The 26675-nt window shown below is 65.6% G+C and carries 23 protein-coding genes; 8 read left to right on the top strand and 15 right to left on the bottom strand.

The features are described from left to right. A complete protein-coding gene (gene lptM, locus IB269_RS23435) occupies window positions 1-282 on the top strand; it encodes an LPS translocon maturation chaperone LptM (RefSeq protein ID WP_080518227.1) in 282 nt (93 codons plus the stop codon). A gap of 91 nt (window positions 283-373) precedes the next feature. Then, the gene (locus IB269_RS23430) at window positions 374-1201 is read left to right on the top strand and encodes an MBL fold metallo-hydrolase (RefSeq protein ID WP_012207382.1); all 828 of its coding nucleotides are present in this window, start codon (window positions 374-376) and stop codon (window positions 1199-1201) included. On the opposite strand, the gene IB269_RS23425 is transcribed toward IB269_RS23430, so the two are convergent. From IB269_RS23425 to IB269_RS23370, 12 genes are all read right to left on the bottom strand, one after another. After that, window positions 1198-1818 (bottom strand): sulfite oxidase heme-binding subunit YedZ, encoded by a 621-nt coding sequence (locus IB269_RS23425; RefSeq protein WP_192368492.1) that lies wholly within the window; start codon window positions 1816-1818, stop codon window positions 1198-1200. The genes IB269_RS23430 and IB269_RS23425 overlap by 4 nt on opposite strands. A 13-nt stretch (window positions 1819-1831) precedes the next feature. Further along, entirely contained in the window at window positions 1832-2812 is a 981-nt protein-coding gene (gene msrP, locus IB269_RS23420; RefSeq protein WP_192368457.1) for a protein-methionine-sulfoxide reductase catalytic subunit MsrP, read from the bottom strand. Window positions 2813-2994: 182 nt separating this feature from the next. After that, a complete protein-coding gene (gene ccsB / locus IB269_RS23415; RefSeq protein ID WP_012207385.1) occupies window positions 2995-4335 on the bottom strand; it encodes a c-type cytochrome biogenesis protein CcsB in 1341 nt (446 codons plus the stop codon). Continuing rightward, complete coding sequence (locus IB269_RS23410) at window positions 4332-6515, bottom strand: cytochrome c biogenesis protein ResB (protein WP_013800755.1); 2184 nt, start codon at window positions 6513-6515, stop codon at window positions 4332-4334. Before IB269_RS23410 ends, ccsB begins: the two co-directional genes overlap by 4 nt. A gap of 139 nt (window positions 6516-6654) precedes the next feature. Beyond that, entirely contained in the window at window positions 6655-7305 is a 651-nt protein-coding gene (locus IB269_RS23405) for a c-type cytochrome (protein ID WP_192368456.1), read from the bottom strand. Window positions 7306-7581: 276 nt separating this feature from the next. Next, entirely contained in the window at window positions 7582-8514 is a 933-nt protein-coding gene (locus tag IB269_RS23400; RefSeq protein ID WP_016450966.1) for an AraC family transcriptional regulator, read from the bottom strand. Between the two features lie 54 nt (window positions 8515-8568). Next, complete coding sequence (locus tag IB269_RS23395; protein ID WP_192368455.1) at window positions 8569-9513, bottom strand: carbohydrate kinase family protein; 945 nt, start codon at window positions 9511-9513, stop codon at window positions 8569-8571. A 5-nt stretch (window positions 9514-9518) separates the two neighbouring features. Next, the gene (dalD, locus tag IB269_RS23390; protein WP_192368454.1) at window positions 9519-10943 is read right to left on the bottom strand and encodes a D-arabinitol 4-dehydrogenase; all 1425 of its coding nucleotides are present in this window, start codon (window positions 10941-10943) and stop codon (window positions 9519-9521) included. A gap of 64 nt (window positions 10944-11007) precedes the next feature. Continuing rightward, the gene (locus IB269_RS23385; RefSeq protein WP_192368453.1) at window positions 11008-12066 is read right to left on the bottom strand and encodes an ABC transporter ATP-binding protein; all 1059 of its coding nucleotides are present in this window, start codon (window positions 12064-12066) and stop codon (window positions 11008-11010) included. Window positions 12067-12111: 45 nt separating this feature from the next. Further along, entirely contained in the window at window positions 12112-12930 is an 819-nt protein-coding gene (locus IB269_RS23380) for a carbohydrate ABC transporter permease (RefSeq protein WP_012207392.1), read from the bottom strand. Window positions 12931-12937: 7 nt separating this feature from the next. Next, on the bottom strand, window positions 12938-13831 hold the full coding sequence (locus IB269_RS23375) for a carbohydrate ABC transporter permease (RefSeq protein ID WP_192368452.1): 894 nt from the start codon (window positions 13829-13831) through the stop codon (window positions 12938-12940). Beyond that, complete coding sequence (locus IB269_RS23370; RefSeq protein ID WP_043822208.1) at window positions 13828-15138, bottom strand: ABC transporter substrate-binding protein; 1311 nt, start codon at window positions 15136-15138, stop codon at window positions 13828-13830. The genes IB269_RS23375 and IB269_RS23370 overlap by 4 nt, the downstream gene beginning before the upstream one ends. A gap of 241 nt (window positions 15139-15379) precedes the next feature. On the opposite strand from IB269_RS23370, the gene IB269_RS23365 reads away from it, so the two are divergent. Next, window positions 15380-16282: an SMP-30/gluconolactonase/LRE family protein gene (locus IB269_RS23365; RefSeq protein ID WP_016450960.1), complete on the top strand. Its 903-nt coding sequence runs from the start codon at window positions 15380-15382 to the stop codon at window positions 16280-16282. A gap of 35 nt (window positions 16283-16317) precedes the next feature. Here the strand turns inward: IB269_RS23365 and pgi are convergent, their stop codons facing one another. Then, window positions 16318-17880, bottom strand: coding sequence for a glucose-6-phosphate isomerase (gene pgi / locus IB269_RS23360; RefSeq protein ID WP_192368451.1), 1563 nt, complete (start codon window positions 17878-17880; stop codon window positions 16318-16320). A gap of 142 nt (window positions 17881-18022) precedes the next feature. On the opposite strand from pgi, the gene zwf reads away from it, so the two are divergent. From zwf to IB269_RS23345, 3 genes are all read left to right on the top strand, one after another. After that, the gene (zwf, locus tag IB269_RS23355) at window positions 18023-19477 is read left to right on the top strand and encodes a glucose-6-phosphate dehydrogenase (protein ID WP_192368450.1); all 1455 of its coding nucleotides are present in this window, start codon (window positions 18023-18025) and stop codon (window positions 19475-19477) included. Between the two features lie 213 nt (window positions 19478-19690). Further along, window positions 19691-20443, top strand: a complete 753-nt coding sequence (yihA, locus tag IB269_RS23350) for a ribosome biogenesis GTP-binding protein YihA/YsxC (RefSeq protein ID WP_013800744.1) — start codon at window positions 19691-19693, stop codon at window positions 20441-20443. 45 nt (window positions 20444-20488) lie between these two features. Next, window positions 20489-21400, top strand: a complete 912-nt coding sequence (locus tag IB269_RS23345; RefSeq protein ID WP_180318855.1) for an alpha/beta fold hydrolase — start codon at window positions 20489-20491, stop codon at window positions 21398-21400. Here IB269_RS23345 and IB269_RS23340 read toward each other — a convergent pair. Then, complete coding sequence (locus tag IB269_RS23340) at window positions 21394-22260, bottom strand: lysophospholipid acyltransferase family protein (RefSeq protein ID WP_192368449.1); 867 nt, start codon at window positions 22258-22260, stop codon at window positions 21394-21396. The two genes, IB269_RS23345 and IB269_RS23340, sit on opposite strands and share 7 nt — an antisense overlap. Beyond that, window positions 22257-23108 (bottom strand): lysophospholipid acyltransferase family protein, encoded by an 852-nt coding sequence (locus IB269_RS23335; protein WP_080649839.1) that lies wholly within the window; start codon window positions 23106-23108, stop codon window positions 22257-22259. The genes IB269_RS23340 and IB269_RS23335 overlap by 4 nt, the downstream gene beginning before the upstream one ends. Window positions 23109-23244: 136 nt before the next feature. Between IB269_RS23335 and metK the strand changes: the two genes are divergently transcribed. Both metK and IB269_RS23325 read left to right on the top strand, forming a co-directional pair. After that, window positions 23245-24426, top strand: coding sequence for a methionine adenosyltransferase (gene metK, locus IB269_RS23330; RefSeq protein ID WP_012207402.1), 1182 nt, complete (start codon window positions 23245-23247; stop codon window positions 24424-24426). Window positions 24427-24660: 234 nt separating this feature from the next. Beyond that, on the top strand, window positions 24661-26667 hold the full coding sequence (locus IB269_RS23325; protein ID WP_192368448.1) for a tetratricopeptide repeat protein: 2007 nt from the start codon (window positions 24661-24663) through the stop codon (window positions 26665-26667). Window positions 26668-26675 lie beyond the last annotated feature (8 nt).

The raw sequence follows: 26675 nt of genomic DNA, 5'->3' as shown, positions 1-26675 counted from the left end.
ATGTTGAAAGCCTCGCAAATTCTAGTCAGGTGCATTGCCCTTGGCGCCTGTGCGGCGTCCCTGGCCGCCTGCGGCCAGAAAGGCCCGCTGTTTCTGCCCAGCTCGCCTGCGGCCAGCCACCGCGCCACACTGCCGCAGACCCTGGGCATTTCCAGCCCGGCCGAGCGTGCAACGCCCGCGCCTGCACCCACCACCTTGCCCGCAGGCCCGTCAAGTGCCGCCGTCGAGGAAAGCTCGACACCCACCGGCACCACGGACTCCCGCAAGCAGCAGGCCGACTGAGTCGGCAGCCGCGCCGCGGCTTGATGCACATCAACACCGCGGCCAGGCATGGCGCTTAGAGTGACTTTCTCTTGTCCCTCGACAACCCGCCATGCCCGTAGAGCTCTACCGAGACAAAAACCACGCCTGCCTGATGTTCACTGACCTCATCGAGGAAGATGGACAGGCCATACAGGCCAATCAGTTCCTCATCGTCGATGACGACACGGGCGCGATCATCGACCCGGGCGGCAATCTCGCATTCAACGAGCTGTTCATGGGCATGTCGCGGCATTTCGCGCCGCACAAGCTGTCCTATCTGATCGCTTCCCACGCCGATCCCGACATCATTGCCTCGCTGGACCGTTGGATGACCAGCACCAAGGCACAGCTGGTGATCTCGCGCATCTGGGAGCGCTTCGCGCCCCACTTCACCAAGGTCGGCAAGACTGAAAACCGCGTGATCGGCGTGCCGGACGCCGGTGGCCGGCTGCCGTTGGGCCGCCATGAGCTGCACCTGCTGCCCGCCCACTTCCTGCATGCCGAAGGCAACTTCCACTTCTACGACCCGGTCAGCCGCATCCTCTTCACGGGCGATCTGGGCGTGTCCCTGATGAACGGCATCGAGGCGCAGGTGCCCGTGACCGACCTCGTGCCGCACATCGCCCGCATGGAAGGTTTTCACCGCCGATACATGGTCTCCAACAAGATTCTGCGGCTGTGGGTGCAGATGGCGCGCCAGCTGCCCATCGACATGATCGTGCCCCAGCACGGCGCGCCCATCATGGGCGCCAAGGCGATTGCCGACCTGTTCAACTGGCTCGAAGGACTGCAGTGCGGCATCGACCTGTTCGACCAGCGCAACTACCAGCTGCCCATGGCGGACATCGACCCCGTGACCCGCCAGCTGCGCCCTGCCCTGCGCGCCGTCGCGGGCTAGCTCCTGGCGCGCCGGCGGCGCAGTGCATGGACCACGCGCCAGGCCAGCAGCAGCGCAAGAATGGCGGCGTACACGCCGACCTCGGCAAAGTTGTTCTTGCCTGCGCGCATCCAGAAGAAATGCAACAGGGCCAGCGGCGCGACCGCATAGATACAGCGGTGCAGCCACTGCCAGCGCCTGCCGCCCATGGCGCGCATGACACGGTGCGGTGAAGTCACTGCCAGAGCGGTCAGCAAGAGCAGCGCCGCAAAGCCCACCAGGATGAATGGGCGCTTCGGGATGTCGAGCACGATCTCGCCCCAGTCCAGCCCCATGTCGAACCATGCATAGCACAGCAGGTGCAGCAGCGCGTAGAAGAACACGTACAGGCCCAGCATGCGCCTGAAGCGCGCCAGTGCCGTCAGTCCCAGCGCCTGGCGCAGCGGTGTCACGGCCAGCACCACGCACAGAAAGCGCAAGGTCCAGTCGCCGGTGGAGCGCAGCAAGGCCTCGGCCGGATTGGCGCCAAGCGTGTTCAGGATGGCTCCAGCCAGCAGCCACGCAAACGGCAGCAGGCACACAAGAAACACCAGCGGCTTGGCCGTCCGGTGCAGCAAAAAACGCTGCACCGCCGTCATTGCATGGGCCACATCAATAGAACTTCTTGAGGTCCATGCCCGCGTAGAGCTGGCCCACCTGGGCTTCGTAGCCGTTGAACAGCTGCGTCTTGCGCTTCTTGGCGAACAGGCCGTCTTCGCCAATGCGCCGCTCCGTGGCCTGGCTCCAGCGCGGGTGCGGCACGTCGGGGTTCACATTGGAATAAAAGCCGTACTCGTTGCGCGCCGCCTTGTTCCAGGCCGTGCCCGGCTCCTTGTCGGTCAGGCGGATGGCGACGATGCTCTTGGCGCTCTTGAAGCCGTACTTCCACGGCACGACCAGCCGCACGGGCGCGCCATTCTGGTTGGGCAGCACCTCGCCATACATGCCAAAGGCCAGCAGCGTCAGCGGGTGCATGGCTTCATCAAGGCGCAGCCCCTCGGTGTAAGGCCAGTCCAGCACGCCGCTGCGCAGGCCCGGCATCTGCGCCTTGTCGGCCAGGGTCACGAATTCCACATACTTGGCACTGCCCAGCGGCTGCACCTTGCGCAGCAGCTCGGCCAGGGAATAGCCCACCCAGGGAATCACCATGGACCAGCCCTCCACGCAGCGCAGCCGGTAGATGCGCTCTTCCTGTGGCGCGAGCTTGAGCAGCGCATCCAGGTCCAGCGTCTGCGGCTGCTGGACCAGGCCCTCGATCTTCACCGTCCAGGGGCGGGTCTTGAGCGTGTGGGCGTTCTTGGCGGGATCGTCCTTGTCCAGCCCGAATTCGTAGAAGTTGTTGTACTGGGACACATCGGCATAGGCCGTGACACGGTCCATGGTGTTTGCGCCCACTACCTGGGAAGGCACGGAGGCCAGTGCCGCCAGCTTGCCGGGGCGCTGCACGCCCGCCGCCCAGCCGGGCAAGGCCGCGCCCGCCGAGCCTGCGGCCAGGTACTGCAGCCAGGCACGGCGCTGCAGGTAGCCGACCCGGGGCGTGATCTCGCTGCCTTGCGGGTGTTGGAAGCCGTTGTCGTGGGAGCGGATCAGCATGGGAATCTCCTGGTGTGCCGGCGGGCACGGGGCGCTATTGCTGGCGATATGGCGATTGGGAGCCTCGCAGGCGCGCGCAAGTTCCCTGCGGCACCGATGCGATGGTGCACGAAAAAGCGGCATGCGCCTGAACGCATGCCGCTGCCCTTATCTTGCCACTGTCACTCTGCCACTGCCATGGCTCAAAGCTCGCCGTAGCTGTGCAGCCCCGACAGGAACATGTTCACCCCCAGGAAGGCGAAGGTGGTGATGGCCAGTCCACCCAGCGCCCACCAGGCGGACACCGTGCCGCGCAGGCCCTTGACCAGGCGCATGTGCAGCCAGGCCGCGTAGTTGAGCCAGACGATCAGCGCCCAGGTTTCCTTGGGGTCCCAGCTCCAGTAGCCGCCCCAGGCCTCGGCCGCCCACAGCGCGCCCAGCACGGTGGCGATGGTGAAGAAGGCAAAGCCCACGGCGATGGATTTGTACATCACATCGTCCAGCAGCTCGAAGCTGGGCAGGCGCTCGGCGATGCGCTTGCGCGCCAGCAGGATGCCGGCCACGATCAGCGCCGAGATGCCGAAGTAGACCATCCAGTAGCTGCCGCCGTTCTGGGTCGCGCCCTGGCGGAAGACGATGGGCTCGAAGCACAGCACCACACCCAGCATCCACAGCGGCGCGAGCTTGTACCAGCGGGTCTCCGTGGCCTGCTGCTTGATCAGGTAGGCAAAGGAGACCATGGCTGCCAGCGCAAAGGTGCCGTAGCCGATGAAGTTGGCCGGCACGTGCAGCTTCATCCACCAGCTCTTGAGTGCCGGCACCAGCGGCTGGATCTCGTGCGCCTCGCGCACCAGCGTGTACCACAGCAAAAAGCCCACGGCCGCGCTGACCACCAGCATCACGAAGCCGCCCAGGGCGCGCGTGTCGTAGTGCTGTTCGTAATAGAGATAGAAAAGCGCCGTCATCCAGCAGAACATGACGAACACTTCATAGAGATTGCTGACCGGGATGTGGCCCACATCGGGGCCGATCAGGTAGCTCTCGTACCAGCGCACCATGGTGCCCACCAGCGCCAGCGTCACGGCCAGCCAGGCCAGGCGCGAGCCCAGCAGCGACAGCGCCGTGCCCTCGCCCCGCGCAAACATGCCGATCCAGTAGAAGACGGTGCTCATGAAGAACACCATGCTCATCCAGAGGATGGCCGACTGGCTGGACAGGAAGTACTTGAGGCCGAACACCGTGTCCGAGCGCGCCAGTTGCGCCCCTTCAGGCCCCTGGTAGAGCCCGATGGCCAGCAGCGACAGCCCGGCCACCACCAGCATCAGCCCGCGCAGCGGGCGCCAGAACCAGCCCAGCCAGATGGCCGAGGGAATAGTGCCGACCAGGATGCACTTTTCGTAGACATCCATGTACTCGCCATAGCGCTGCAGCGCATACAGCAGTCCCGCCGCCACCAGGGCCGCGAACACCCAGTCGAACCAGTTGCGGCGGGCGAAGAAGCCCTCGTTGAGCGTCAAAGTCGTCGTGGTAGTGGCGGTGTTCATGCGGAACCTCCGGGGGATTTCTTGTGGATGGGCTCGGCGCCTATCAGCTTGCCGGCCAGCATGGCGAATTCTCTATCACCATCGAGTGTCTTGCGATTGGTGGACAAGGCCATTTCGGCATGGCTTTCCCCATCGCGGGGCGTGAGCCAGATCCAGAGGCGGCGGTCGCGCACGTACAGCATGCAGAACACGCCGATGATGAGGAACAGGCAGCCCAGATACACCACGTTCTTGCCCGGGGCGCGCGCCACCTGGAAGACGCTGGCCTGCACCTGCTTGAAGTCCTGCAGCATGAAGACCATGGGCATGGGGTAGAACTGCGCATCGCTGAGCGAGAACACGGCCTGGGTCATGAAGGACTGCGTCTGCTCGCTGGGCTCCAGGGGCGCCTGGCCCGCCTGCGTGCGCACGATCTGGGCCAGCTCGAACAGCACGCCGTTGAGAATGCGCACCAGCACCTCGCCCGCGCGTTCGCGCTCGGCCGCAGGCACATTGCTTTCCATGAAGTCCGAGATGGCCTGCAGCCCGCCCAGCGGCTTGCCGTCCGGCCCCTTCTTGTCGGTCTGGCCCGCGAACAATTCCAGCGCCTTGGTGGCCGACTGCGCCAGCGCGCCACTGAGTTCGGAACGCGAGGCGTCGATGGCCTTGGCCACATAGGCCTTGGCCGCCTGCTCGCGCAGCCTGGGGTCCTGCAGCGCGCTGCGCAGGCGCAGGAAGGTGTCCATCTCGCTTTCGGGATCGGCGGGAATGCGCAGGTAGCGCATGGCATCGGCCTGGTTGTCGCGCACGCCCAGCAGGAACACGCGCTGGCCGTCGCCCGTGTCCACGGGCAGCATGTAGTTCTGGAACTCGCGCGCCTGGCCCGAGGCATCGCGCAGCTTGTAGCGGATGCTGGGACCGATGTTGCGCAGCTCCTTCTTGGTCACGGTCTTGTGGGCCGCGCCCAGGCGCTCGTCGATGGCCTGCTTCAGGTCCACCTTGCGCACATCGGTGCCGCTGCCATTGGCCCCGCCGCCACCGCCGAAGTTCTCCACGTTGATGGTGCGCAGTTCGGCAAACTCCAGCGTCACTGTCTCGTCCTTGCCGTCCGGAAGCTTGCGCACGAACTGGTCCGATCCGCCGATCACGCCCTCGACATCAAAGGGCTTGGCTCCCGCCTCCAGCGGCACGGCGCGCAGCTTCACCGACGAGCCGCCGTCGTCAAAGCTGGACTGGTAGATCTCGATGCCACGGTAGCTGGCCGGGTGGTTGACCTCGATGCGCTTTTCCAGCTTTTCGCCCGTGGCCTTGTCGTGGATGACGACCTCGCTGGCGAACAGCTTGGGCATGCCCGTGGAGTAGTACTCCACGATGAATTTCTTGAGCTCCACCGCAAAGGGCAGCTCCTGCAGCAGCACGCCGTCGGACTGCGACAGGATGGCCGTGCCTGCCGTGCCGCCCTCGGTCACCAGCAGGTTGCCTCGGAAGGTGGGGTTGCGCTCGCTCAGCCGGTGCTGCTCGGACACCTCGGAGATCAGGCCACCGCCGGTATAAGGTGTTTTGCCTCCCAGCCACATCTGCGCGCGCACGATGAGGTCGCCATCGAACAGCCCGCCCAGGCAGATCAGCACGATGGCGCTGTGGGCCGCGATATAGCCCAGCTTGTGGGCCGCGCCCGCCTTGGCCGCCAGCATCCACCCCGTGCCGGGACCGGCCGCCGTATCGCGCTGCTGCAGCCGCACCTTCCAGCCGCCCGACACCAGTTGCTGGCCCAGGCGCCTGGCGGCCTCTTCGGTGCTGCCGGGCACCACGTTCTGCGCACGGTGGCCGAATGCCTTGAGGCTTTGTTCGCGAACGTTTTCCTTGTAGCTGCGCAGATCGGCCAGGTACTTGGGTGCATGGCGTGCCACGCACAGCGAGGTGCTGATCACCAGAAAGGCCAGGATCAGCAGGAACCACCAGGCGCTGTAGACCGCATTGAGCTTGAGCGCGAGGAACAGCTGGGCCCAGAAAGGCCCGAACTGGTTGACGTAGTTGCCCACCGGCTCATGCTGCTTGAGCACGGTGCCGATCACCGAGGCAATGCAGATGACCGTCAGCAGCGAGATCGCGAAGCGCATCGATGCCAGCAGCTCCAGGGTCGCGCGCGCGGCCTGCGGGCGGGAGGGAGCAAGAGCGGCACCGGAAGAGTTGTCTGACATGAAGAACGAAAAGCCAAAACCCGAATGAAAAAAGCGGGACCATCTGCATTCATGCGATGGACCCGCCTGGCTTGGGGTGTCTATAAAGCAATAGGTTCCCGGTGATTACCCTGGGAACCGCGTCGGCCCCGGGATCGCATCAACGCAGGCCAGCGATGTAGTCTGCCACGGCCTTGATTTCGCGATCGTTAAGCTTGGCAGCAACCTGCGTCATCTGAATGCTATTGCCGCGCTTGCCGTCACGGAAGGCCGTGAGCTGGGTCGTTGTGTAGTCGGCATGCTGACCCGCCAGGCGCGGGTACTGGGCTGGAATGCCGGCGCCGTTGGGGCTGTGGCAGCCCGCGCAGGCAGCAATGTTGCGCTCCTGGATGCCGCCGCGGTAGATGCGCTCGCCCATGGCCACCAGATCCTTGTCCTTGGCAAAGCCGTCCTTGGGCTTTTGCGTGTGCAGCCAGGCGGCGATGTTCTTCATGTCAGGCTCGCTGAGCATGCTGGCAAAGCCCTTCATCACGGGGTCCTTGCGCTTGTCGCCCTTGAACTCCAGCAACTGCTTGACCAGGTACTCGGGATGCTGGCCGGCCAGCTTGGGCTGCAGCGGGATGGTGGAATTGCCGTCGGCCGCATGGCATGCCGCGCAGACGGCGGTGTAGCTGGCCTCGCCCTTCGCCAGGTCGGCCTTGGCCGCCTTCGGCTGTGTCGAGGCAGCAGGTGCCTCGCCAGCGGAGAAAGCGGGAAAGGCGGGGGCTGCAGCAAGAATGGCAGCCGTCAGCAAAGAGGCAAGCAACTTCATATCGAGGGCGTGGTTCTGTTGTTGAAAGCGCAAAATTCGGCGGATTCTACAATGGGGTCCCCTGTGATTGATATCGTCAGGAACCCTGGTTTCGCCCCTGCGCACAGAGGAAAACATATTCCTTGATCGTGGTCACAAACTGGCCACGGATTCGGTACTGAACATATGTTTTTCGCAGCCCAGCATATCGATCTGTGCCAGCGCGGCAATAAGGGCTCTACCCATGTGGCGCGCAATACCACACCCGTGCGCGCCAGATTCCGCTTCCCCGTCGCTTCAACCCGCGCCGAAGCGGCTGTCCGCCTGGCGGCGGAACTCCGAGGGCGTCATGCCCTTGATCTCCAGGAAGCGCCTGTTGAAGTTGGCCACGTTGTTGAAGCCCACCTGGTAGCAGATGTCGGCGATGAAGCTGTCGGTCTGCATGAGCAGGTGGCATGCGCTGTTGATGCGTACCCGGCTGACGAAGTCGGTGAAGCTGTTGCCCGTGGCCCGGCGGAAAAAGCGGCTGAAGCGGCTTTCGCTCATGCCCAGCTCGGCCGCCACGTCGGCCAGGCTCAGCGGCTCGCTCACGCGCGCCATGATGCGGTTGACCACCTCGTTGATCTGATCCACCTGAGCCTCGCCCTGGGCGCCCTGCATCTGCACGGCTGACAGCAGCCGGTAATCGGTGCACTCGGCCAGATCGGACAGCAGCGCGCAAAAGGCCGTGAAGCGGCGCATTCCGCGCGCACTCCTGACCGCATCCCAGTGCGCGCGCGCCGTCTGCGCCAAGCCGAAGAACTCGATGCCATGGCGCGCACGGTCCAGCAGTTGAAGCACCTCGCGCATCTCCGGGATCTGCTCGGCCGCACGGGCGATGGGGTCGTGGTTGAAAAGGATCACGTAATCGCGTGCAGGCGAGCCCCCATCGGGCGCATCGAACGAGATCCAGTTGTGCGGCAGGCGCGGGCCGCACAGCACGAGGTGGCCGGGCTCGAAGGGGCCTATCCAGTCTCCCACGAAGGCGCGGCCCGAGGTGTCGGTGATGAGGTGCAGCTCGTACTCCTCATGGAAATGCCAGCGCACCAGGGGGCTTGGGAAACCATGTGCCAGGCAGCGCACCAGGCCGCTGCCCTCCATATCCTCATAGCCCAGCGCGGGCGTCCGCACGAAATCGCGCTCCAGTTCAGGGTGACGCTGGCGGGGTGTGCGGCGGCGTGGGCTGGTCATGGCGGCGTGAAGGTTTCTGGAGAGGCCATGGGCAAACAGTATCACCAGCGGCGGCTATCCACCGCAATGGGCTGCCAGCGCGGCATCGAGTTCCGCGCGCCGGGGCGGCTGGGCACCGGCGCGCGTGCAGTTGAGCGCTGCGGCCGTTGCGGCAAAGCGCAGCACCTGGCGCCACGCGCTCTCGGGCAGTTTCTGCAACTGGCCCGGCTGCTCGACTCCCTGCTCCAGCAGCGCAACCGACAGCGCCGCGCCAAAGGTGTCGCCCGCGCCGATGGTATCCACCAGTTGCACGGCCGGCGGCTGCACCGACACAGGCGCCTGTCCTGCACGCAGCAAGGTCGCGCCGGCCGCTCCGCGCGTGAGCACCACGGCCCGGGGACCCAGCGCCAGCCAGCGCCCGGCGGCCTCCAGCACCGGAACGCCGGGCGCGATAAAGGCCAGGTCCTCATCGCTGAGCTTGACCAGGTCTGCCTGGGCCAGCCAGCCCAGGCAGTCGCGCCGGAAGGCCTGGGCATCGCGGATCAGCGTGGGCCGCACGTTCGGGTCGAAGACGATGATGCGCCGTCCGCGCTCAGCCGCCACCAGGTCCAGGATGCGCGGCCCGACAGGGGTGTGCAGCAATGCGATGGAGCCGAACTGCAGATAGCGGCATTCGGGCGGCAACTCGGGCAGCTCGGCAGGTGCCCACAGCGTGTCCGCCGTTGCCTGCGTGTAGAAGGCATAGCGGTTGGTGCCTTGCGCATGCTCGACAAAGGCCAGCGTGCTGGGCGCATCGCAGCGCTGCACCAGGCGCATGTCCACGCCGTTGCCCTGCAGGTGCGCGAAAAGGCGCTCGCCGAAGAGATCGCGCGACAGTTGCGAGACAAAGCCCGTGGCCTGTCCGAGCCGCGCGGCGGCCACGGCACAGTTGGCGGGCGCGCCTCCTTCATGGCCCTGGAAGGCCAGGCCGCCCGTGGCGGTGAAATCGATCAGGGCTTCGCCCGCGATGGCTATGCGCATGCGTTCTACCTCGCTGCCTGTTGGACAAAAGCATGGACACGGTCTGTGGCACGACGGACCGCCTCCACCAGATGCGGATGGCCCGCGGCCTCACCCCACAAGGGCACTTCGGCACACAGCGCGGCCACGGGGTCGGCGGCGGCGCAGATGGCGTGTGCCACTGCGGGGTCCATGGCCTGATCCTGGTAGGAATAAGGCAGTGTGTCATGGTGCCAGCGCTGCAGAAAAACCAGGAACAGCGCCGGCAGCATGGCCACGGCATCCATGGACGCGCCCTGCGCGATGCGCTCGCGCACCGTGGGCGCGATGAAGCCCGGGATCTTGGCAAAGCCGTCGGCCGCCACGCGCTGGTTGGTGTCGCGTATCGCAGGGTTTCCGAAGCGTTCCAGCACGGTGTCGCGGTAGGCCGGCAGGTCCAGGGCCGATGCCTTGCCGGGTGTTGCAAGGCAGGGAATCACATCCTGGGTCACATAGTCCCATGCCATCTGACGTATCGCCGGCACGGCACTGCCTTCGTGGATGAAGCGCAGGCCCACCAGCGTGCCGGCCCAGGCAATGCAGCTGTGGCTGGCGTTGAGGATGCGGATCTTGGCCTCCTCGTAGGGGGCCACGGAAGACACCATCTCCACGCCCACGCGCTCCCAGGGCGGACGGCCTGCGACGAAGCGGTCCTCTATCACCCACTGTGAAAAGCTTTCAGCCGTCACGGCGGCCGCATCGTCCCAGCCCGTCGCGGCCTGAACGCGCTCGCGCAGCTCCGGCGGCGGGCGCGGGGTGATGCGGTCGACCATGGCATTCGGGCAGCTGATGTTGTGCCCTGCCCACTCGGCCAGTTCCTGCAGTTGCGCCAGTTGCATGAAGGCCAGCAGGCCGGCCAGCAGGCGATCGCCGTTGTGGCGCAGGTTGTCGCAGCTCAGCAGCGTGACCGGGCCGGCATGTGCACAGCGGCGCAACTGCAGGATGGCGCACAGCACGCCATAGATCGTCTCTCCGACCTGCCCCTGTCGCATGCGGCCGATGTCGGCTGCAAGCTCCGGGTTGCCGGTGTCCAGCACGCCGCTGCCATCGAGGTAGTAGCCAGCCTCGGTCACGGTGAGGGAGATGACACGTGTGCAGGGGCTGGCTCCGCGCGCGATCACGGCGGCCAGCCCGGGCGCATGGGGGATCACTTCGCGCAGGGCCTCGATGCGTTGGTAGCGCACCGATCCGCCAGGAGCAATCGTCTCCAGTGTGTAAGCCCCTCCCTGGCGCGCCAGCGCCTCCAGCGTCTGCGCCATGTCGGAGCGCAGGTTGGCCCCCACCAGGTCCCATTGCGTGTCCCCTGCATCGATCAGCCGCTGTTGATAGGCGGCCTGATGCGCACGGTGAAAGGAACCCAGGCCCAGGTGCAGCACCGTGGGTCTGGAAAGATGCGGAACAATCGCGTTCATGGTGACCAGAGGGAGATGAGGAAGAAAGGATGACTGCGCCGGGCAGCCTCTCGGAGCGAAGCGCTCAGGCGCCTGCCAGCGTGCGTCCCTGGCGGTCGAACAGGTGCAGTGCGCACCCGGTGTCCAGCGCGACGGACACCACGTCGCCCACGGCCAGTGGCGTGCGCTCGGCCTGGCGCGCGATGAGCTGCGCCCCGCCCACGCTGACATGGATCAGCGTGTCGGCGCCCAAGGCCTCGATCAGGTCCACGCGGCCCATGACCTGTCTCTGTGCAGCGGCATCGGTTGCGACCTGCGCTCTGGCCACGCGCAAGGCCTCGGGGCGTATGCCCAGCGTGCCGTCGGCGGGCAGTCGGCCCTGCGTGGCCCCGGAGAACACGGGCAGTGCCTCGGCGGCGATCAGGTTCATCGACGGCATGCCGATGAACTGCGCAACGAACTGGTTGGCCGGATGGTCGTAGAGCGCCAGGGGCGCACCCACCTGTTCGATGCAGCCATCGCGCAACACCACCACGCGGTCGGCCAGGGTCATGGCCTCGACCTGGTCATGGGTGACATAGATGGTGGTGGCGCCCAGCGCCTTGTGCAGCTTGTGGATTTCCACCCGCGTGTTGCCCCGCAGCGCCGCATCGAGGTTGGACAGCGGCTCGTCGAACAGGAACACCTTGGGCGCACGCACGATGGCCCGGCCTATGGCCACGCGCTGGCGCTGCCCCCCGGACAGATCGCGCGGCTTGCGTTCCAGATAGGGCGTGAGGTTGAGCGTCTCGGCCGCCTGCCCGACCTTTCGGCGTATCTCCTCTTTCGGCACGCCGGCCAGGCGCAGCGCGAAGGACATGTTGTCGTACACGCTCATGTGCGGATACAGCGCATAGCTCTGGAACACCATTGCCAGGTCGCGCTCGCCCGATGGCGCATGCGTGATGTCGCGCCCGTCGAGCAGCAGCTGCCCCGAAGTGATGCTCTCCAGCCCAGCAATCAGGCGCAGCAGCGTGGACTTGCCGCAGCCCGAAGGCCCGACGAAGACGATGAACTCGCCGCGCTCGATGGCGAGGTCCACGCCGCGGATGATCTGCGCCTCTCCGAAGCGCTTGCGTATGTCCTGAAGTTGCAGATAGGCCATGGTTTTCCTTGTGCAGCACAAAGCCGCGAAATGGATGCCGGACGGCTACTTGACGGCGCCAAAGGTCATGCCCTGCACCAGTTGCTTCTGGCTGAACCAGCCAAACACCACGATGGGGGCGATGGCGATCAGCGAAGCGGCCGAGAGCTTGGCCCAGAACAGCCCTTCAGGGCTGGCATACGAGGCGATCAGCGTGGCCAGCGTGCCGGCCCGGGCGCTGCTCAGGTTCAGCGACCAGAAGGCCTCGTTCCAGCTCAGCACCAGGCACAGCAGCCCGGTGGAGGCAATGCCGCCCACAGCCAGCGGCAGCACCACATGGCGGAACTCGGCCCACAGGCCTGCGCCATCCATGCGCGCCGCTTCCAGGATCTCGTTGGGGATGTCCTTGAGCGCGCTGTAGAGCATCCAGACCATGATGGGCAGGTTGGACAGCGTGAAGACGATGACCAGCACGGTGAGCGAATCCAGCAAGCCCGCCCCTTGCGCCAGCACATAGATGGGCAGCAGGGCCCCCACGGCCGGCATCATCTTGGTCGAGAGCATCCACATGAGCACGTCGCGCGTGTGGCGGCTGCGAAAGAACGCCATGGAGTAGGCAGCAGGCACGGCGATGGCCAGGCCGATCAGGGTCGAGGCCAGACTGGTGATCAGCGAATTGCGCGCATACAGCAGGTAGTCGCTGCGCTGCTGCACTTCGCCAAAGTTGGCCAGCGTGGGCTCGAACACGAACAGCGGCGGCACGGCAATGGCCTGCAGTTCCGTCTTGAAGGCCGTCAGGAACAGCCAGGCCAGCGGAAAGAACAGCAGCAGTGCCACGGCCCATGCCGCAGCGGCGCGCACCAGGGTGGAGGAACTTGTTTTCATCATGCCCTCAGTCCAGGCTCTTGCCCACGATGCGGATCAGGAAGAGGGAGACGATGTTGGCCAGCACCACGGCAAACAGTGCACCGGCCGAGGCCACGCCCACGTCGAAGTTCATCAGCGACTGCTTGTAGATCAGGTAGGTCAGGTTGGTGCTCTCGTTGCCGGGCCCGCCCGCCGTGGTGATGGCGATCTCGGCGAACACGCTGAGCAGGAAGATCATCTCGATCATCACCACCACCGCCATGGGCCGCGCCAGATGGGGCAGCGTGAGGTAGTAAAAGCGCTGCAGGGCGTTGGCGCCATCCATGCGCGCCGCCTCCATCTGCTCGCGGTCCAGCGACTGCAGCGAGGTGATGAAGATCAGGCAGGCGAAGGGCAGCCATTGCCAGGACACCATGACGATGACGGACAGCAGCGGCATCTCGGTGAGCCAGTCCACGGGCTGCAGTCCGACGGCCCTCCACAGGCTGGCCAGCACGCCATAGATCGGGTTCATCATCATGTGTTTCCACAGCAGCGCATTGACCGTGGGCATCACGAAGAACGGCGAGATCAGCAGCACCCGCACGACGCCGCGCCCCGGAAACGGCTCGTTGATCAGCAAAGCGATCAGCACGCCCAGCACCAGGGTGATCAGCACCACGCTGGCCAGGAAGTTCAGCGTGTTCCACACGGCGGGCAGGAAGTCCGGATCGGTGATGAAGAAGGCGTAGTTGCCCCAGCCGGCGAAGCGGTGCTCGCCCGGCTGCATGAGGTTGTAGTTGACGAGCGAGAAATAAATCGTCATCAACAAGGGCACGAGCATCCAGCACAGCAGCACGGCCACGGCGGGCGCCATCAGGGCGCGGGGCAGCAGGCGCCTGGCGGACGCCGCCCTGTCGGGAGTCCTATCGGCCCTCATTTGTAGTAGCCGCTTTTCCTCATCTCGCGTTCGGCCAGCGTCTGCGAGGTACTGAGCGCCTGCTCCACCGTGACCTTGCCCGACAGTGCGGCGCTCATCTGCTGTCCCACGGCAATGCCAATGGCCTGGAACTCTGGAATCGCGACGTACTGCACGCCGGCATAGGGCGACTTGGGCTCGGTCGCATCGGTCAGGCTCACGCTGTCGATGGCCCGCTTCTCGGCTGCGGCAAAGCCCGCCACCTTCTGGAACTCGGCATTGGCATAGGTGGACTGGCGCGTTCCTGTGGGCACGGCACGCCAGCCGTGCTCCTGCGCTACCAACTGCACATACTCCCTGGAGGTGGCCCACTTCACGAAGACCTGGGCCGCATCGGCCTTCTTCGAGCTGGAGGGAATGGCCAGGTTCCAGGTCCACAGCCAGGTCGATCCCTTGGGCGTGCTGGCCACGGGTGCAGCCGCATAGGCCACCTTGTCGGCCACCTTGGATTGCTTGGGGTCGCTCACGAAGGAGGCGGCGATGCTCGCATCCACCCAGGCGCCGCACTTGCCCTCGTTGAACAGGGCCAGGTTCTCATTGAAGCTGTTGGCCGAGGCGCCCGGGGGGCCATAGGCCTTCATCAGGTCCACATAGAAACCCACGGCCTTCTTCCAGGCGGGTGTGTCGATCTGCGGCTTCCACTGCATGTCGAACCATTGGCCGCCGAAGGTATTGGCCATGGTGGTGATCAGGGCCATGTTGTCCCCCCAGCCCGGCTTGCCGCGCAGGCAGATCCCGTAGACCCCGGCCTTGGGATCGTGGACCTTGGAGGCGAACTCCCGGACCTGCTCCCAGGTGGGCTTGTCGGGCATCTGAAAACCCGCCTTGTCGGCCAGGTCCTTGCGGTACATGAGCATGGAGCCTTCGCCATAGAAGGGCGAGGCATAGAGCTTGCCTTCGTAGGATAGGCCTTCGCGGATGGTGGGCAGCAGATCGGCCGCGTCATAGGCGGCATCGGTGGCAATGGGCTGCAGCCAGCCCTTCTTCGACCAGATCGGCACCTCGTAGATGCCCACGGTCATCACATCGAACTGGCCGCCCTTGGTGGCGATGTCGGTGGTCACGCGCTGGCGCAGCACGCCTTCTTCCAGCGTCACCCATTTGAGCGTGATGTCGGGGTGGGCCTTCTCGAACCGGGGGGTGAGCTTTTGCATCTCGATCATGTGGCCGTTGTTCACGGTGGCGATCACGAGTTCGGTGCCGGCGAGTGCGCCCGCTGCGGCAGTGGCCATGGCCCATGTGAGGCTGGCCTTGAGCAAGCTGTGCATTTTTTGTCTCCTTGTTCCCTGGTCTTCGAATGCTGGATCACCGCGCCTCCCATCCCGGCTGCGGATGAGGCATTGTGGCGACGGCCTCGTGCCCGGACTGGTACGACAGATGCGCCTTTCGATACTTTTATGCGCAGCCAATCCGGTGATATCCCTTAGCCGATGCATCAAACCATTTGCCGCTGCTGCGGTGCGTCCCGACCTCCTAGAATTCCGTTCATCCGCATCTCCGAGGCAGACCATGGCCGTGCAGCGCATCCCTGTTCCACCGAGTGCACTCGGCGAGTCCCCCTTCTGGCACCCGCAGGAACACCGGCTCTACTGGTGCGATATCCAGGACCGGCACATCCATTCCTGGGAGCCCGCCACAGGCCTGCACCGCAGCTGGGCCACGCCCAGCGAACCGGGCTGCTGCGCTCCCACGGACCGGGGCCGCATCGTGGTGGGGCTGCGCGATGGCTTCGGCCTGCTGGACACCGCCACGGGACACACCGAAATGATCGCCCGCCTGGACCATGATCCGCAGCAGCTGCGGCTCAACGACGGGCGCTGCGACCGCGCCGGGCGGCTGTGGGCGGGGTCACTGTTCTCGCCCAAGACGGCGCCCGATGCCGCGCTGTGGTGCCTTCGCGCGGACGGCGCCGGAGGCTACGCCGTTCAGCGCATGGCAGGCGACTGCACCACGGCCAACGGCTTGGCCTTCAGCCCCGATGACGCCTGGATGTACTGGGCAGACACGCCAGCCCACCGCATAGACCGCTTTGCCTTCGACCTGGAATCCGGCACGCTGGGCACGCGCTCGCTGTGGAAGGCCTTCGCACCCAAGGCCGAGGGCAGGCTCTATGGCGGCCGCCCCGACGGCGCCAGCGTCGACGTCCGGGGCAACTACTGGGTGGCCATGTACGAAGGCGGCTGCGTGCTGCAACTGAGCCCCGAGGGCGATGTGCTGCAGCGCCTGGACACGCCCGTGCGCTGCCCCACCATGGTCTGCTTTGGGGGGGAGGACCTGCGCACGCTGTACATCACCTCGGCCGGACACGGCCGGCCCGATCCGGAGCGATCGGCGCAGGTGCCTGCCGGCGCACTGATGGAGTGCCGTGTTGATGTGCCGGGCCTGCCGGTGAACAGCTTCCGCGAAGCCTGAGCCTGCACAGCCCCGGCAACGTGTTGCCAGGGGCGTCAGGCCCGCATGCGCTGCAGCAGTCCTGCGGTCGATGCATCGAGCTCCGCCACATCCCCGCTGGCCAGGCGCTGCTGCAGGTCGCGCGCCAGCAGCTTGCCCAGCTCCACCCCCCATTGGTCGAAGCTGTTGAGGCCCCACAGCGCGCCCGCCACGAACACGCGGTGCTCCTGCAAGGCGATCAGCGCACCCAGCGCCGCCGGCGTGAGCGCATCCAGCAGTACGAAGGTACTGGGCCGGTTGCCCGGGAAGTGGCGATGGCCATCATCGCAGGAACGCCCCTGCATCAAGGCCTGGGCCTGGGCCAGGGCGTTGGCCAGCAGTTGCTCATGGTGGCCCTGCAGGCCGTGCGACGGCCGCTGCACGGCGATGATCTCCAGCGGCACGATGTCCGTCCCCTGGTGCAGCATCTGGAAGAAGGCATGCTGCCCATCCGTACCCGGCTCGCCCCAGAGCACGGGGGCTGAGCCCAGCGCCAGCGGCCGGCCCTGGCGGTCCACGCGCTTGCCATTGCTCTCCATCTCCAGTTGCTGCAGATAGGCCGGCAGGCGCCTCAGGCCTGCGTGGTAGGGCGCAATGCAGCGGCTGGCAAAGCCCAGCAGATTGCGGTTCCAGACATCGAGCAGGCCCAGGCGCACGGGCAGATTGGCCTGCAGCGGTGCCGTGCGGAAGTGGTGGTCCATGGCATGCGCGCCGGCCAGCAGGTCGCGGAATGCCGCTACTCCCACGGCGAGGGCCACGGGCAGCCCGATCGCCGACCACAGCGAATAGCGACCGCCCACCCAGTCCCAGAAACCGAAAGTGGTGGTGATGCCCATCTGCGCAGCCGCCGAGGCATTGGTGGTCAACGCCACGAAATGCCGCGCCACATCTTCACCGCCCTGCGCATGGAACCATTGCAGCGCACTGCGCGCATTGGTCAGCGTCTCCTGCGTGTTGAAGACCTTGGAGGCCACGATGAACAGCGTGCTGCGCGGCTGCAGCCCATCGAGCACCGATTGCAGCTCATGCCCATCCACGTTGGAGACGAAGTGCATGCGCCGCCGTGCGTCGCACATTCCCTGCAGCGCCTGCACGGCCATCTGCGGCCCCAGGCCCGATCCGCCGATGCCCATGCACACCACATCGGTGATGCCGGCATCGGCCCTCACGCGCTCGGCATAGGCCAGCATGGCATCCAGCGTTTCGTGCACCTGGGCCAGGGCCCATGCCAGGCCCGGCGGCGACTCGCCGCGCGGGCAGCGCAGTAGCGCGTGCAGCACGGCGCGGCCCTCGCTGCCGTTGACGTGCTCTCCGGCGAACATGGCATCGCGCTGCTGCTCTACTGCGCACTCGCGCGCCAGACGCAACAGCAGCGCCTCGGCTGGTGCATCCCAGAGGTTCTTGGACAGGTCTGCAAAACAGTGTGGCGCCTCCTGGCTGAAGTGCGCGAACCGGCCGGGATCATCGGCAAAGGCGTGGCGCAGATCGAAGCCCTTGCGCAGGGCCAAGGCATGGTGGTGCAGCGCAGGCCAGACAGTGGCATGGTCGCAGCGCGGGGGCTGGGGAATGACGGACAGCATGGGATGAAAGTAATCTGATTACCAAATCGACAACACATCTCTGGAATAAAACCTCAATACCTTCCTATAATTTATCCGATTCCTCAAAATTTTGGTAACCAAGTTACCAAAAAAAATAGACACACCAACTTGTGGAGACAGCATGGGTTTCGATCTGGTTTTGTTCGGTGGCACGGGTGATCTCGCATGGCGCAAGCTGATGCCCGCGCTGTTCCAGGCGTTCCGCCACGGCACCCTCCCCGAGGGGGGACGCATCCTGTGCGTGGGTCGCGATGATCTGAGTGACGACCAGTACCGCGCGCTCATCCAGGGCCGCTTCGAAAAGGTGGAACTGTCCAAGCGCCCCAGTCCGGAGGAGTTCTCGCGTTTCGCGGCCCTGCTGCACTACCTGCGCATGGACCTGTCGCAACCCGCCGACTACGAGCGCCTGGCCACGGCGCTGAACACGCGCGGCGCCGAGACGGTGGTGATGTACCTGGCCACTGCGCCCAGCCTGTTCACCACGGTTTGCGAGCAGATTGCCGCCGTGGGCCTGAATGGCCCGCAGACGCGCGTGGTGCTGGAAAAGCCGCTGGGCCACGACCTGGCCTCCAACCAGGCCATCAACGCCACGCTGCGCAAGGTCCTGTGCGAAGAGCAGGTGTTTCGCATAGACCACTACCTGGGCAAGCCCTCGGTCCAGAACCTGCTGGCCCTGCGCTTCGGCAACGCCCTGTTCGAGCCGCTGTGGCGGCGCGAGACCATTGCCAACATCCAGATCACCATTGCCGAGGAACTGGGCGTGGAAAGCCGTGGCGCCTTCTATGACCAGACCGGCGCGCTGCGCGACATGGTGCAAAACCATGCCCTGCAACTGCTGTGCGCCATCGGCATGGAGCCGCCGATCAACGCCTCGGCCCACGCCATCCGCGACGAAAAGCTCAAGGTGCTGCAGTCGCTCAAGCCCTGGACGCCGGAAACCCTGAGCCAGCACGTGGTGCGCGGCCAGTATCTGGCCGGCGCCAGCCAGGGCCAGCCCGTGCCCGCCTACCAGCAAGAGAAAGGCGTGGCGGCCGGCAGCCAGACCGAGACCTTCGTCGCCCTGCGCACCGAGATCTGCAACTGGCGCTGGGCCGGCGTGCCCTTCTACATCCGCACCGGCAAGCGGCTGGCAGGACGGGATGCGCGCATCGTCGTGAACTTCCGGCCCGTGCCCCATCCCATCTTCCGCTCGCCCCTGTCCGAAGCCAACCGCCTGGTCATCAACCTGCAACCCAAGGACGGCCTGGAGCTGCACCTGCTGGCCCAGGGCGCCACCCAGCAGCAGGCCGAGCCTTCGCTGGCTCCCGTGCACCTGAACCTGGACTTCGACCAGCGCTTCGGCGCCAAGCGCGTGGGCGCCTACGAGCGCCTGCTGCTGGACGTGATCGCCGGGCGGCTGAACCTGTTCGTGCGCAGCGACGAGCAGGAACAGGCCTGGCGCTGGGTGGAACCCATACTGCAGCACTGGCGCAACGATCTCTCGGGGCCGCGCGGCTATGCGGCTGGCAGTTGGGGGCCCAGCGCGGCCAGCGCCATGATTGCGCGGGATGGGTTTTGTTGGAGCGAGGAGGTTTGAGGCTCCCCCTGAGGCGCTGCGCGCCTTCCCCCTCTCTCGCTACGCGGGAGGGGGACGACAGCATCGCTGCGGGGCGGCCCTTGCTCGCTGTCCCTGGCGCTGGGGCGCGCCGGCTTCAGGCGACGCGCTCGGCCTGCAACGCAGCCTATAGCCCGCGGGGGGCGCTGGATCATGGGGGAACCTACAATGAGGCCCCGAGAGACTGACCACACCATGAATCCTGCTGCGCCGGCTGCCGATGCCGCCCCCACTTCCTCCCTGATCGATCCCAAGCTCGCCATGGGATGGATGCACACGACGCGCTTTTTGACGACGGCTGCGCAACTGCACCATCTTCCCAAGGTCGATGTGCCCGAGATCGCGTTCGTGGGCCGCTCCAATGCCGGCAAGTCCACCTGCATCAACACGCTGACGCAGCAAAAGCAGCTGGCCTTCGCCTCGAAGAAGCCCGGCCGCACGCAGCACATCAACCTGTTCTCCCTGGGCAAGCAGGGCGTGACCGACGCCGTGCTGGCCGATCTGCCCGGCTACGGCTACGCCGCCGTGTCGCGCACGGACAAGCAGCGCTGGCAGCGCGTGATGCTGAACTATCTGGTCAGCCGCGAGAGCCTGACGGGCATCGTGCTGCTGTGCGATCCGCGACTGGGCCTGACCGAACTCGACGAAGCCTTGCTCGATGCCCTGCGCCCGCGCGTGCAGGAGGGCCTGAAGTTCCTCGTGCTGCTGACCAAGGCCGACAAGCTCACGCGCGCCGAGCAGGCCAAGGTGCTGTCCATCACGCGGCTCAATGCCGGCGGTGGCGAGGTGCGCATGTTCTCCGCGCTCAAGAAGCAGGGTGTGGACGAGGTGGCCCAGCTGCTGTGGCACTGGAGCCATCCCGAAGGGCTGGCCCAGCCGGCAGCCGCTGCACCGCAGGCGGACGTCGCAGCCGCGACGCCCGGCGAGAGCGACAGCCCCCAAGATTAGCGCCCGGAGGCGCTCGTGTAGCCAGCGCCCCGCAAGGAGCGCAACATGGTGACCACCTGCATTCGTGAGCTGCCTCACGGCATCCATCTGCACTGCCGCGTCAGCGGCGAACCCGGCCGGCCGCTGCTGCTGTTCCTGCACGGCTTTCCCGAGGGCAGCTTCATCTGGGAAGGCATGCTGGAGCAGTTCGGCACGCAATGGCGTTGCGTCGCACCCGATCTGCGGGGCTTTGGCCATTCCAGCCAGCCGGCCGGCGTGGAGCAGTACAAGGCCAAGCACCTGCTGCAGGATCTGGCGGCGCTGATCGCCATCGAAAGCCCTGGCGCACCAGCCGCCTGCGTGATCGCCCACGACTGGGGCGGTGCCCTGGCCTGGGGTCTGGCCAATCGCCATCCCGGGCTGATGCAGCGGCTGATGATCCTCAACGCCCCGCATCCAGGCGCCTTTCTGCGCGAGTTGCTGGACAACCCCGTGCAGCAGGCCGCAAGCCAGTACATGCATTTCCTGCGTCGCCCCGACGCGCCCGCCCTGCTGGCCGACAACGGCTGGCAGCGCATGCTGGGATTTTTCCGCACACCGCAGGGCGAGTTGCCCGGATGGCTCACGCCGCAGTTGCAGCAGCGCTACCGCGAGCACTGGGACCTGGGCGTGCAAGGCTCCTGCCACTACTACGGCGCCAGTCCCCTGGTGCCGCCCCGGCCCGAAGATCCGGACTCAGCCGACGCACTGCGCAACCTGAGGCTGCCGCCCGAGATGCTGGACATCGGCGTGCCCACGCATGTGCTCTGGGGCGACAGCGACCCGGCGCTGCAGCCTGCCCTGGTCGAAGGTCTGGAGCCGTGGGTGCCGCGCCTGACGGTGCAGCACCTGGCAGGCACTTCGCACTGGGTCGTGCACGAGCAGCCCGATGCGGTGCGGCAAGCGCTGGAGCAGTTCCTGTCCCGCCCCGTTCAGTAGACCGAGGTTTCGCCCTCGGGCCGGGTCTTGAAGCGCCTGTGCACCCAGTAGTACTGGTCGGGCATGGTGCGAATCGCCGCTTCCAGCTCGCGGTTCATGCGTGCCGTGTCGGCCTCGGCATCGTCGGTGGGAAAGTCCGTCCAAGCCGGCGTGATCTCGGCCACGTAGCCCGTGGGCGTCATGCGCGTGTACATGCCCAGCACCTTTGCCCGGCCCAGGCGTGCAAAGCGCGACAGCGAGGGGATGGTGGCCGCGTTCACGCCGAAGAAGGGCACGAAGACCGAGTCGTTGCGGCCGAAGTCCATGTCGGGCAAAAGGTACAGTAGCCCACCCTTGCGCAGGCTGGAGATGATGGGCTTGACCCCGTCGGCGCGGTTGAGCATGCGAACGTCGCCAAAGCGCTGGCGCCCTGACATGAACCACTCATCGACCGCAGGGTCCGGGTGGGTGGAGAAGATCGAGGTGAAAGGCCGCGTGGTGTGCAGCGGCAGCGCCAGGCCACCCGCGTCCATGCTGTAGAAATGCGGCGCGAACAGGATGGTGGGCGTATCGCCGTCGAGCTCATGCACGGCGCCCTGCAGCTTCACGCGCTCGGCCACCACCTCGCGCGGCGCGGCCCACAGCCAGCTGCGGTCCAGCCAGGTCTGGCAAAAGACGATGAAGTTGCTGCGCGCCAGGTCCACGCGCTGCGCCTCGGTCAGCTCGGGAAAGCACAGCGCAAGATTGCGCAGCGCCACCTTGCGGCGCGGCGCCGCCAGCACGAACAGCACACGCCCCAGAAACGCACCCAGCCCTCGCAGCCACGGCAGCGGCATCCAAGCCAGCGACCGCATCAGCCACACGCCGATGCGCCCGCTCATGCATGCACCTCGTTGGCAGGTGCTTCACGGCGCGGCTGCTTGTAGCGCGCATAGCCCCACAGGTACTGCTGCGGGCATTGGCGGATGGTGTGTTCCATCGCCTCGTTGATCTGCTGCACCGCAGCTTCCAGATTCTCGGACAAGGGCACGGGCAACTCCTCAAGATACAGCGCATAGCCCCGCCCCCAGGACAAGCGCTCACAACGGGCCACGATCACAGCGGCCCCCGTCTGCAACGCCAGGCGCGCCGCCAGCGTCATCGTATAGGCATCACGGCCGAAGAACGGCGACCAGACACCCTGCCCCTCGGGCGGAACCTGGTCTGGCAGCAGCCCCACAGCCGCGCCCTTGCGCAGCGCCTTGATCATCTGGCGCACGCCGGCCAGCGTGGTCGGCACGGCCTGCACGCCGGGGCGGTTGCGCGCCGTCTCCATGACGCGGGCCAGCCAGGGCTGGCGCGCGGGGCGGTAGAGAATAGTGATCTCGCCATGCTCGGCCGACCATTGCCGCGCCGCATGCTGCACCGACAGCTCGAAGCAGCCCAGGTGCGGCGTCAGAAAGATGATGCCGCGCCCGGCAGCGTAGGCCCGGCGCACGCATTCCTCGTTGTGCATCTCGCAGCTCGGCTGCCTGCCCATCCACATGCGCGGCAGCTCCGCCACCATGCGCCCCGCATGCCCCACGGCCGGCGCCACGGCGCCGAGGCCGTAGCCGGCCTGCCGGGCGTTGGCCAGAAAGCGGCGCCGGTACGTGGCCGAAGCGGCGAACGCCACCCAGCCCATGAGCGCGCCAAGGGGGTGCAATAGCCACAAAGGCAGTGCAGCAAACAGTCGGAACAGGGATGGCATTAAAATGATGGGTGTCGCTGAGTTAACTGAGCAACTTGCAGAGCGACGTTAAACAATTTCTGCTAAAGCGTTCGCCAGAGCTCCTGCAGCTTGGGCAGCGCCCAGCAAAAAAGCTGCAACCAAGGAGTTTATTCATATGGCGAACGACTTTCTTTTCACCTCGGAATCCGTCTCTGAAGGCCATCCGGACAAGGTGGCCGACCAGATCTCTGACGCGATCCTGGACGCCATTTTCGCCCAAGACCCGTACAGCCGCGTTGCGGCCGAGACGCTGACCAACACGGGCCTGGTGGTTTTGGCAGGTGAGATCACCACCGGCGCAAACGTCGACTACATCCAGGTCGCACGCGACACCATCAAGCGCATCGGCTACGACAACACCGACTACGGCATCGACTACAAGGGCTGCGCCGTGCTCGTGGCCTACGACAAGCAAAGCCAGGACATCGCCCAGGGCGTGGACAAGGCCAGCGATGACGAGCTCAACACCGGCGCCGGCGACCAGGGCCTGATGTTCGGCTACGCCTGCGACGAGACGCCCGAGCTGATGCCCGCGCCCATCTACTACGCGCACCGCCTCGTCGAGCGCCAGGCCCAGCTGCGCAAGGACGGGCGCCTGCCCTTCCTGCGCCCCGACGCCAAGAGCCAGGTGACCATGCGCTACGTGGACGGCAAGCCCCACAGCATCGACACCGTGGTGCTGTCCACCCAGCACAGCCCAGATCAGTCGGAAACCGCCACCAAGATGAAGGCCAGCTTCACCGAAGCCATCATCGAGGAAATCATCAAACCCGTGCTGCCCTCCGAGTGGCTGCAGGACACCAAGTACCTGATCAACCCCACGGGCCGCTTCGTTGTCGGCGGCCCCCAGGGCGATTGCGGCCTGACCGGCCGCAAGATCATCGTCGACACCTACGGCGGTGCCTGCCCCCATGGTGGCGGCGCCTTCAGCGGCAAGGACCCGACCAAGGTGGACCGCAGCGCCGCCTACGCCGCGCGCTACGTGGCCAAGAACATCGTGGCCGCCGGCCTGGCACGCCAGTGCCAGATCCAGGTGGCCTACGCCATCGGCGTGGCTCGCCCGATGAACATCACGGTCTACACCGAAGGCACGGGCGTCATCCCCGATGCCGAGATCGCCAAGCTGGTGGCCGCCCACTTCGACCTGCGCCCCAAGGGCATCATCCAGATGCTGGACCTGCTGCGCCCCATCTACAGCAAGACCGCCGCCTACGGCCACTTCGGCCGTGAAGAGCCCGAGTTCACCTGGGAGCGGACGGACAAGGCAGCCGTGCTGCGCGCTGCGGCCGGCCTGTAAGCAAAACGCCAGGGGCACTAGCCCCACCTGATGGCCTCCCGGCCCCATGCCGCGCCTGCCGCGACATGGGGCTTTTTTCATCGCGGGCCTTCTCACAACACTCACATCACTTGACGCAGCAGGTGCAGTAACCGGGTTTCACGGCTGTTAAACTGCCTGCGCTTTTCCCATGAGAGGCCATTTGCAAGGCCAACCCATCCAAGCTCCGCCACATCCGAGACAAGACAAGAAGCAATGGCTGCCTCCCCCAAAGCGATCTACTGGTTCAGTGCCCTTCTTTTGCTGGCCATATTGGGCGTTTACCTGCCCGGCCTGAACAACGGGCTGTTATTCGACGATATGCGCCTGACGGATGGAACGATCTTCGGCAACTATGGCAGCCTGCTGGATTTCAAGCAGCGCACGCTGTCGTATGGCAGCTTCGTCTGGATCGAACAGCTCTTTGGAGCCGGCTGGTGGAAGCAGCGCGTCTTCAATATCGCCTTGCATCTCGCGACCGTGGCGGCTCTGTATGCACTGTTCAAGGCCCTGCTGACGCAGACGCACTTTCCGCATGACATCGAAGAGCAGCCCCATTTCCTCGCGTCGCGCGATGCAGCCCTGCAGTTGGGCCTGATCCTTTTTGCACTGAACCCCGTCGCGGTCTACGCCGTTGGATACCTGCTGCAGCGCTCCATCGTCATGGCAACGCTCTTTGCCGTGCTGGCATGCTGGGCCTTTGTGCGTGGACTTCAGAGCGGGCGCGCCCTCTGGCATGTCGCGGCATTCATCTGCTATGTGCTTGCCGTACTGTCCAAGGAGCATGCTTTTCTGACAGTCGCCATGGTGGTGCCGCTCTATATCTTTGTGCGGCGCCCCGGCCTGAAGGCTGCCATGGTCATTGTGGGAATGGCCTTGCTGCTGCTGGCCGTTGCCTCGGCGGCAGTCTTTCATTTTTTCGGCAGTCTGGTGGGTCAGATTTTCGATGAGCAATCCCAGGGCTATGCAAGGCAATTGGAAGCCCTTCAACCCGGCATCACCTCTCGGATCTATCCCCTGAGCATCCTCAACGAGGCAGCCCTTTTCTTTGCCTATGGCTTTCTGTGGATCGTTCCCTATGCGGGCTGGATGTCCATCGATCTGCGACCGGCATTTCCTCTCGGCTTCGGCTCGATCTGGCACCTAGCCGGCGCGCTCGGTTACCTGGCCCTGCTGGCCTGCTCGATCTGGGCCGTGCTCAGGCGTCCCGGTGTCATTGGCCTGGTCGCGCTCTGCCTCCTGTTTCCCCTGCTCTGGTATGCGACCGAATTCGCCACGGTCTGGCTGCAGGACCCCTTCGTTCTGTATCGCAGCTATCTGTGGGCTGTGGCCATCCCGGGATTGGCGGCCATTGCGCTGACGGGGGTCAAACCACGCACCATCTACATCGTCGGCATCGTCATCGGCGTGGTGTTCGGAGCCCTCGCTTTCGAACGCGTGCTCTCTCTTCAGGATGTAGGCACATCCTGGGCCGATGCCGCTGAGAAAATCGACAAAAAAGCCCCCGCCAATGCCGTGGGACGTGGCCGTGCCTTCCTGAACGTAGGAACAGCACACGCAGACAAGGGCATGCTCGACCAGGCTCTGCAGGACTTCGCCACGGCCAACGCACTTGGAGACTTGGGAGGCAATGCGCTGTTCAATATGGGGGCCGTTCTTTCTCAGCAAAAGAAATTCCCCGAAGCCCTCAATGCCTTTGCCGCGGCCCAGGCCAAGGGTTTCAATGGCCAAGCCTTGTATTACCAGAAAGCCGAAGCGTTGATGGCAACTGGCCAGTTGCGTGCAGCATTCGAGGAATACTCACGCGCCCTGGGCGAGCCCACCGAAGACAGTGCCAACGCCAAGCAAATGGAGCAGACCCTGCGCTTGAAACGCGCAGAGGCAGCCATAGGTGCGCAGCAATACAAAGTTGCAGCCGACGACTTCCGAACTCTGCTGCAGACCTCGCCAAACGCGCCTCGCCTGATCGTCGGATTGGGGCTGGCCCTTGTCGGCCAGGGTGATAGTGCGCAAGCCAAAGAGCTGCTGGAACCACTGGTTGCTCGCAGCCCCAGCGCGCCCGCTTTTTACGGGCGTGCAATGGCCTATCACGGCCTGGGCAATCTGCCGGAGGCGCTGAAGAACCTGGACCAGGCCATACGCCTGGAGCCGCAGAATCCGCAGTACCGGCAAGTCCGCAATCAGCTGAGCCCAGCTACCGCAAAGCCTCAGGCGGCGAAGTAGGTGCTGTC

Source organism: Delftia sp. DLF01, assembly GCF_014852125.1.
Lineage (GTDB): Bacteria > Pseudomonadota > Gammaproteobacteria > Burkholderiales > Burkholderiaceae_C > Comamonas > Comamonas acidovorans.
The sequence above is the reverse complement of the archived record's forward strand: the minus strand, read 5'-3'. Positions and strand labels throughout refer to the sequence as shown.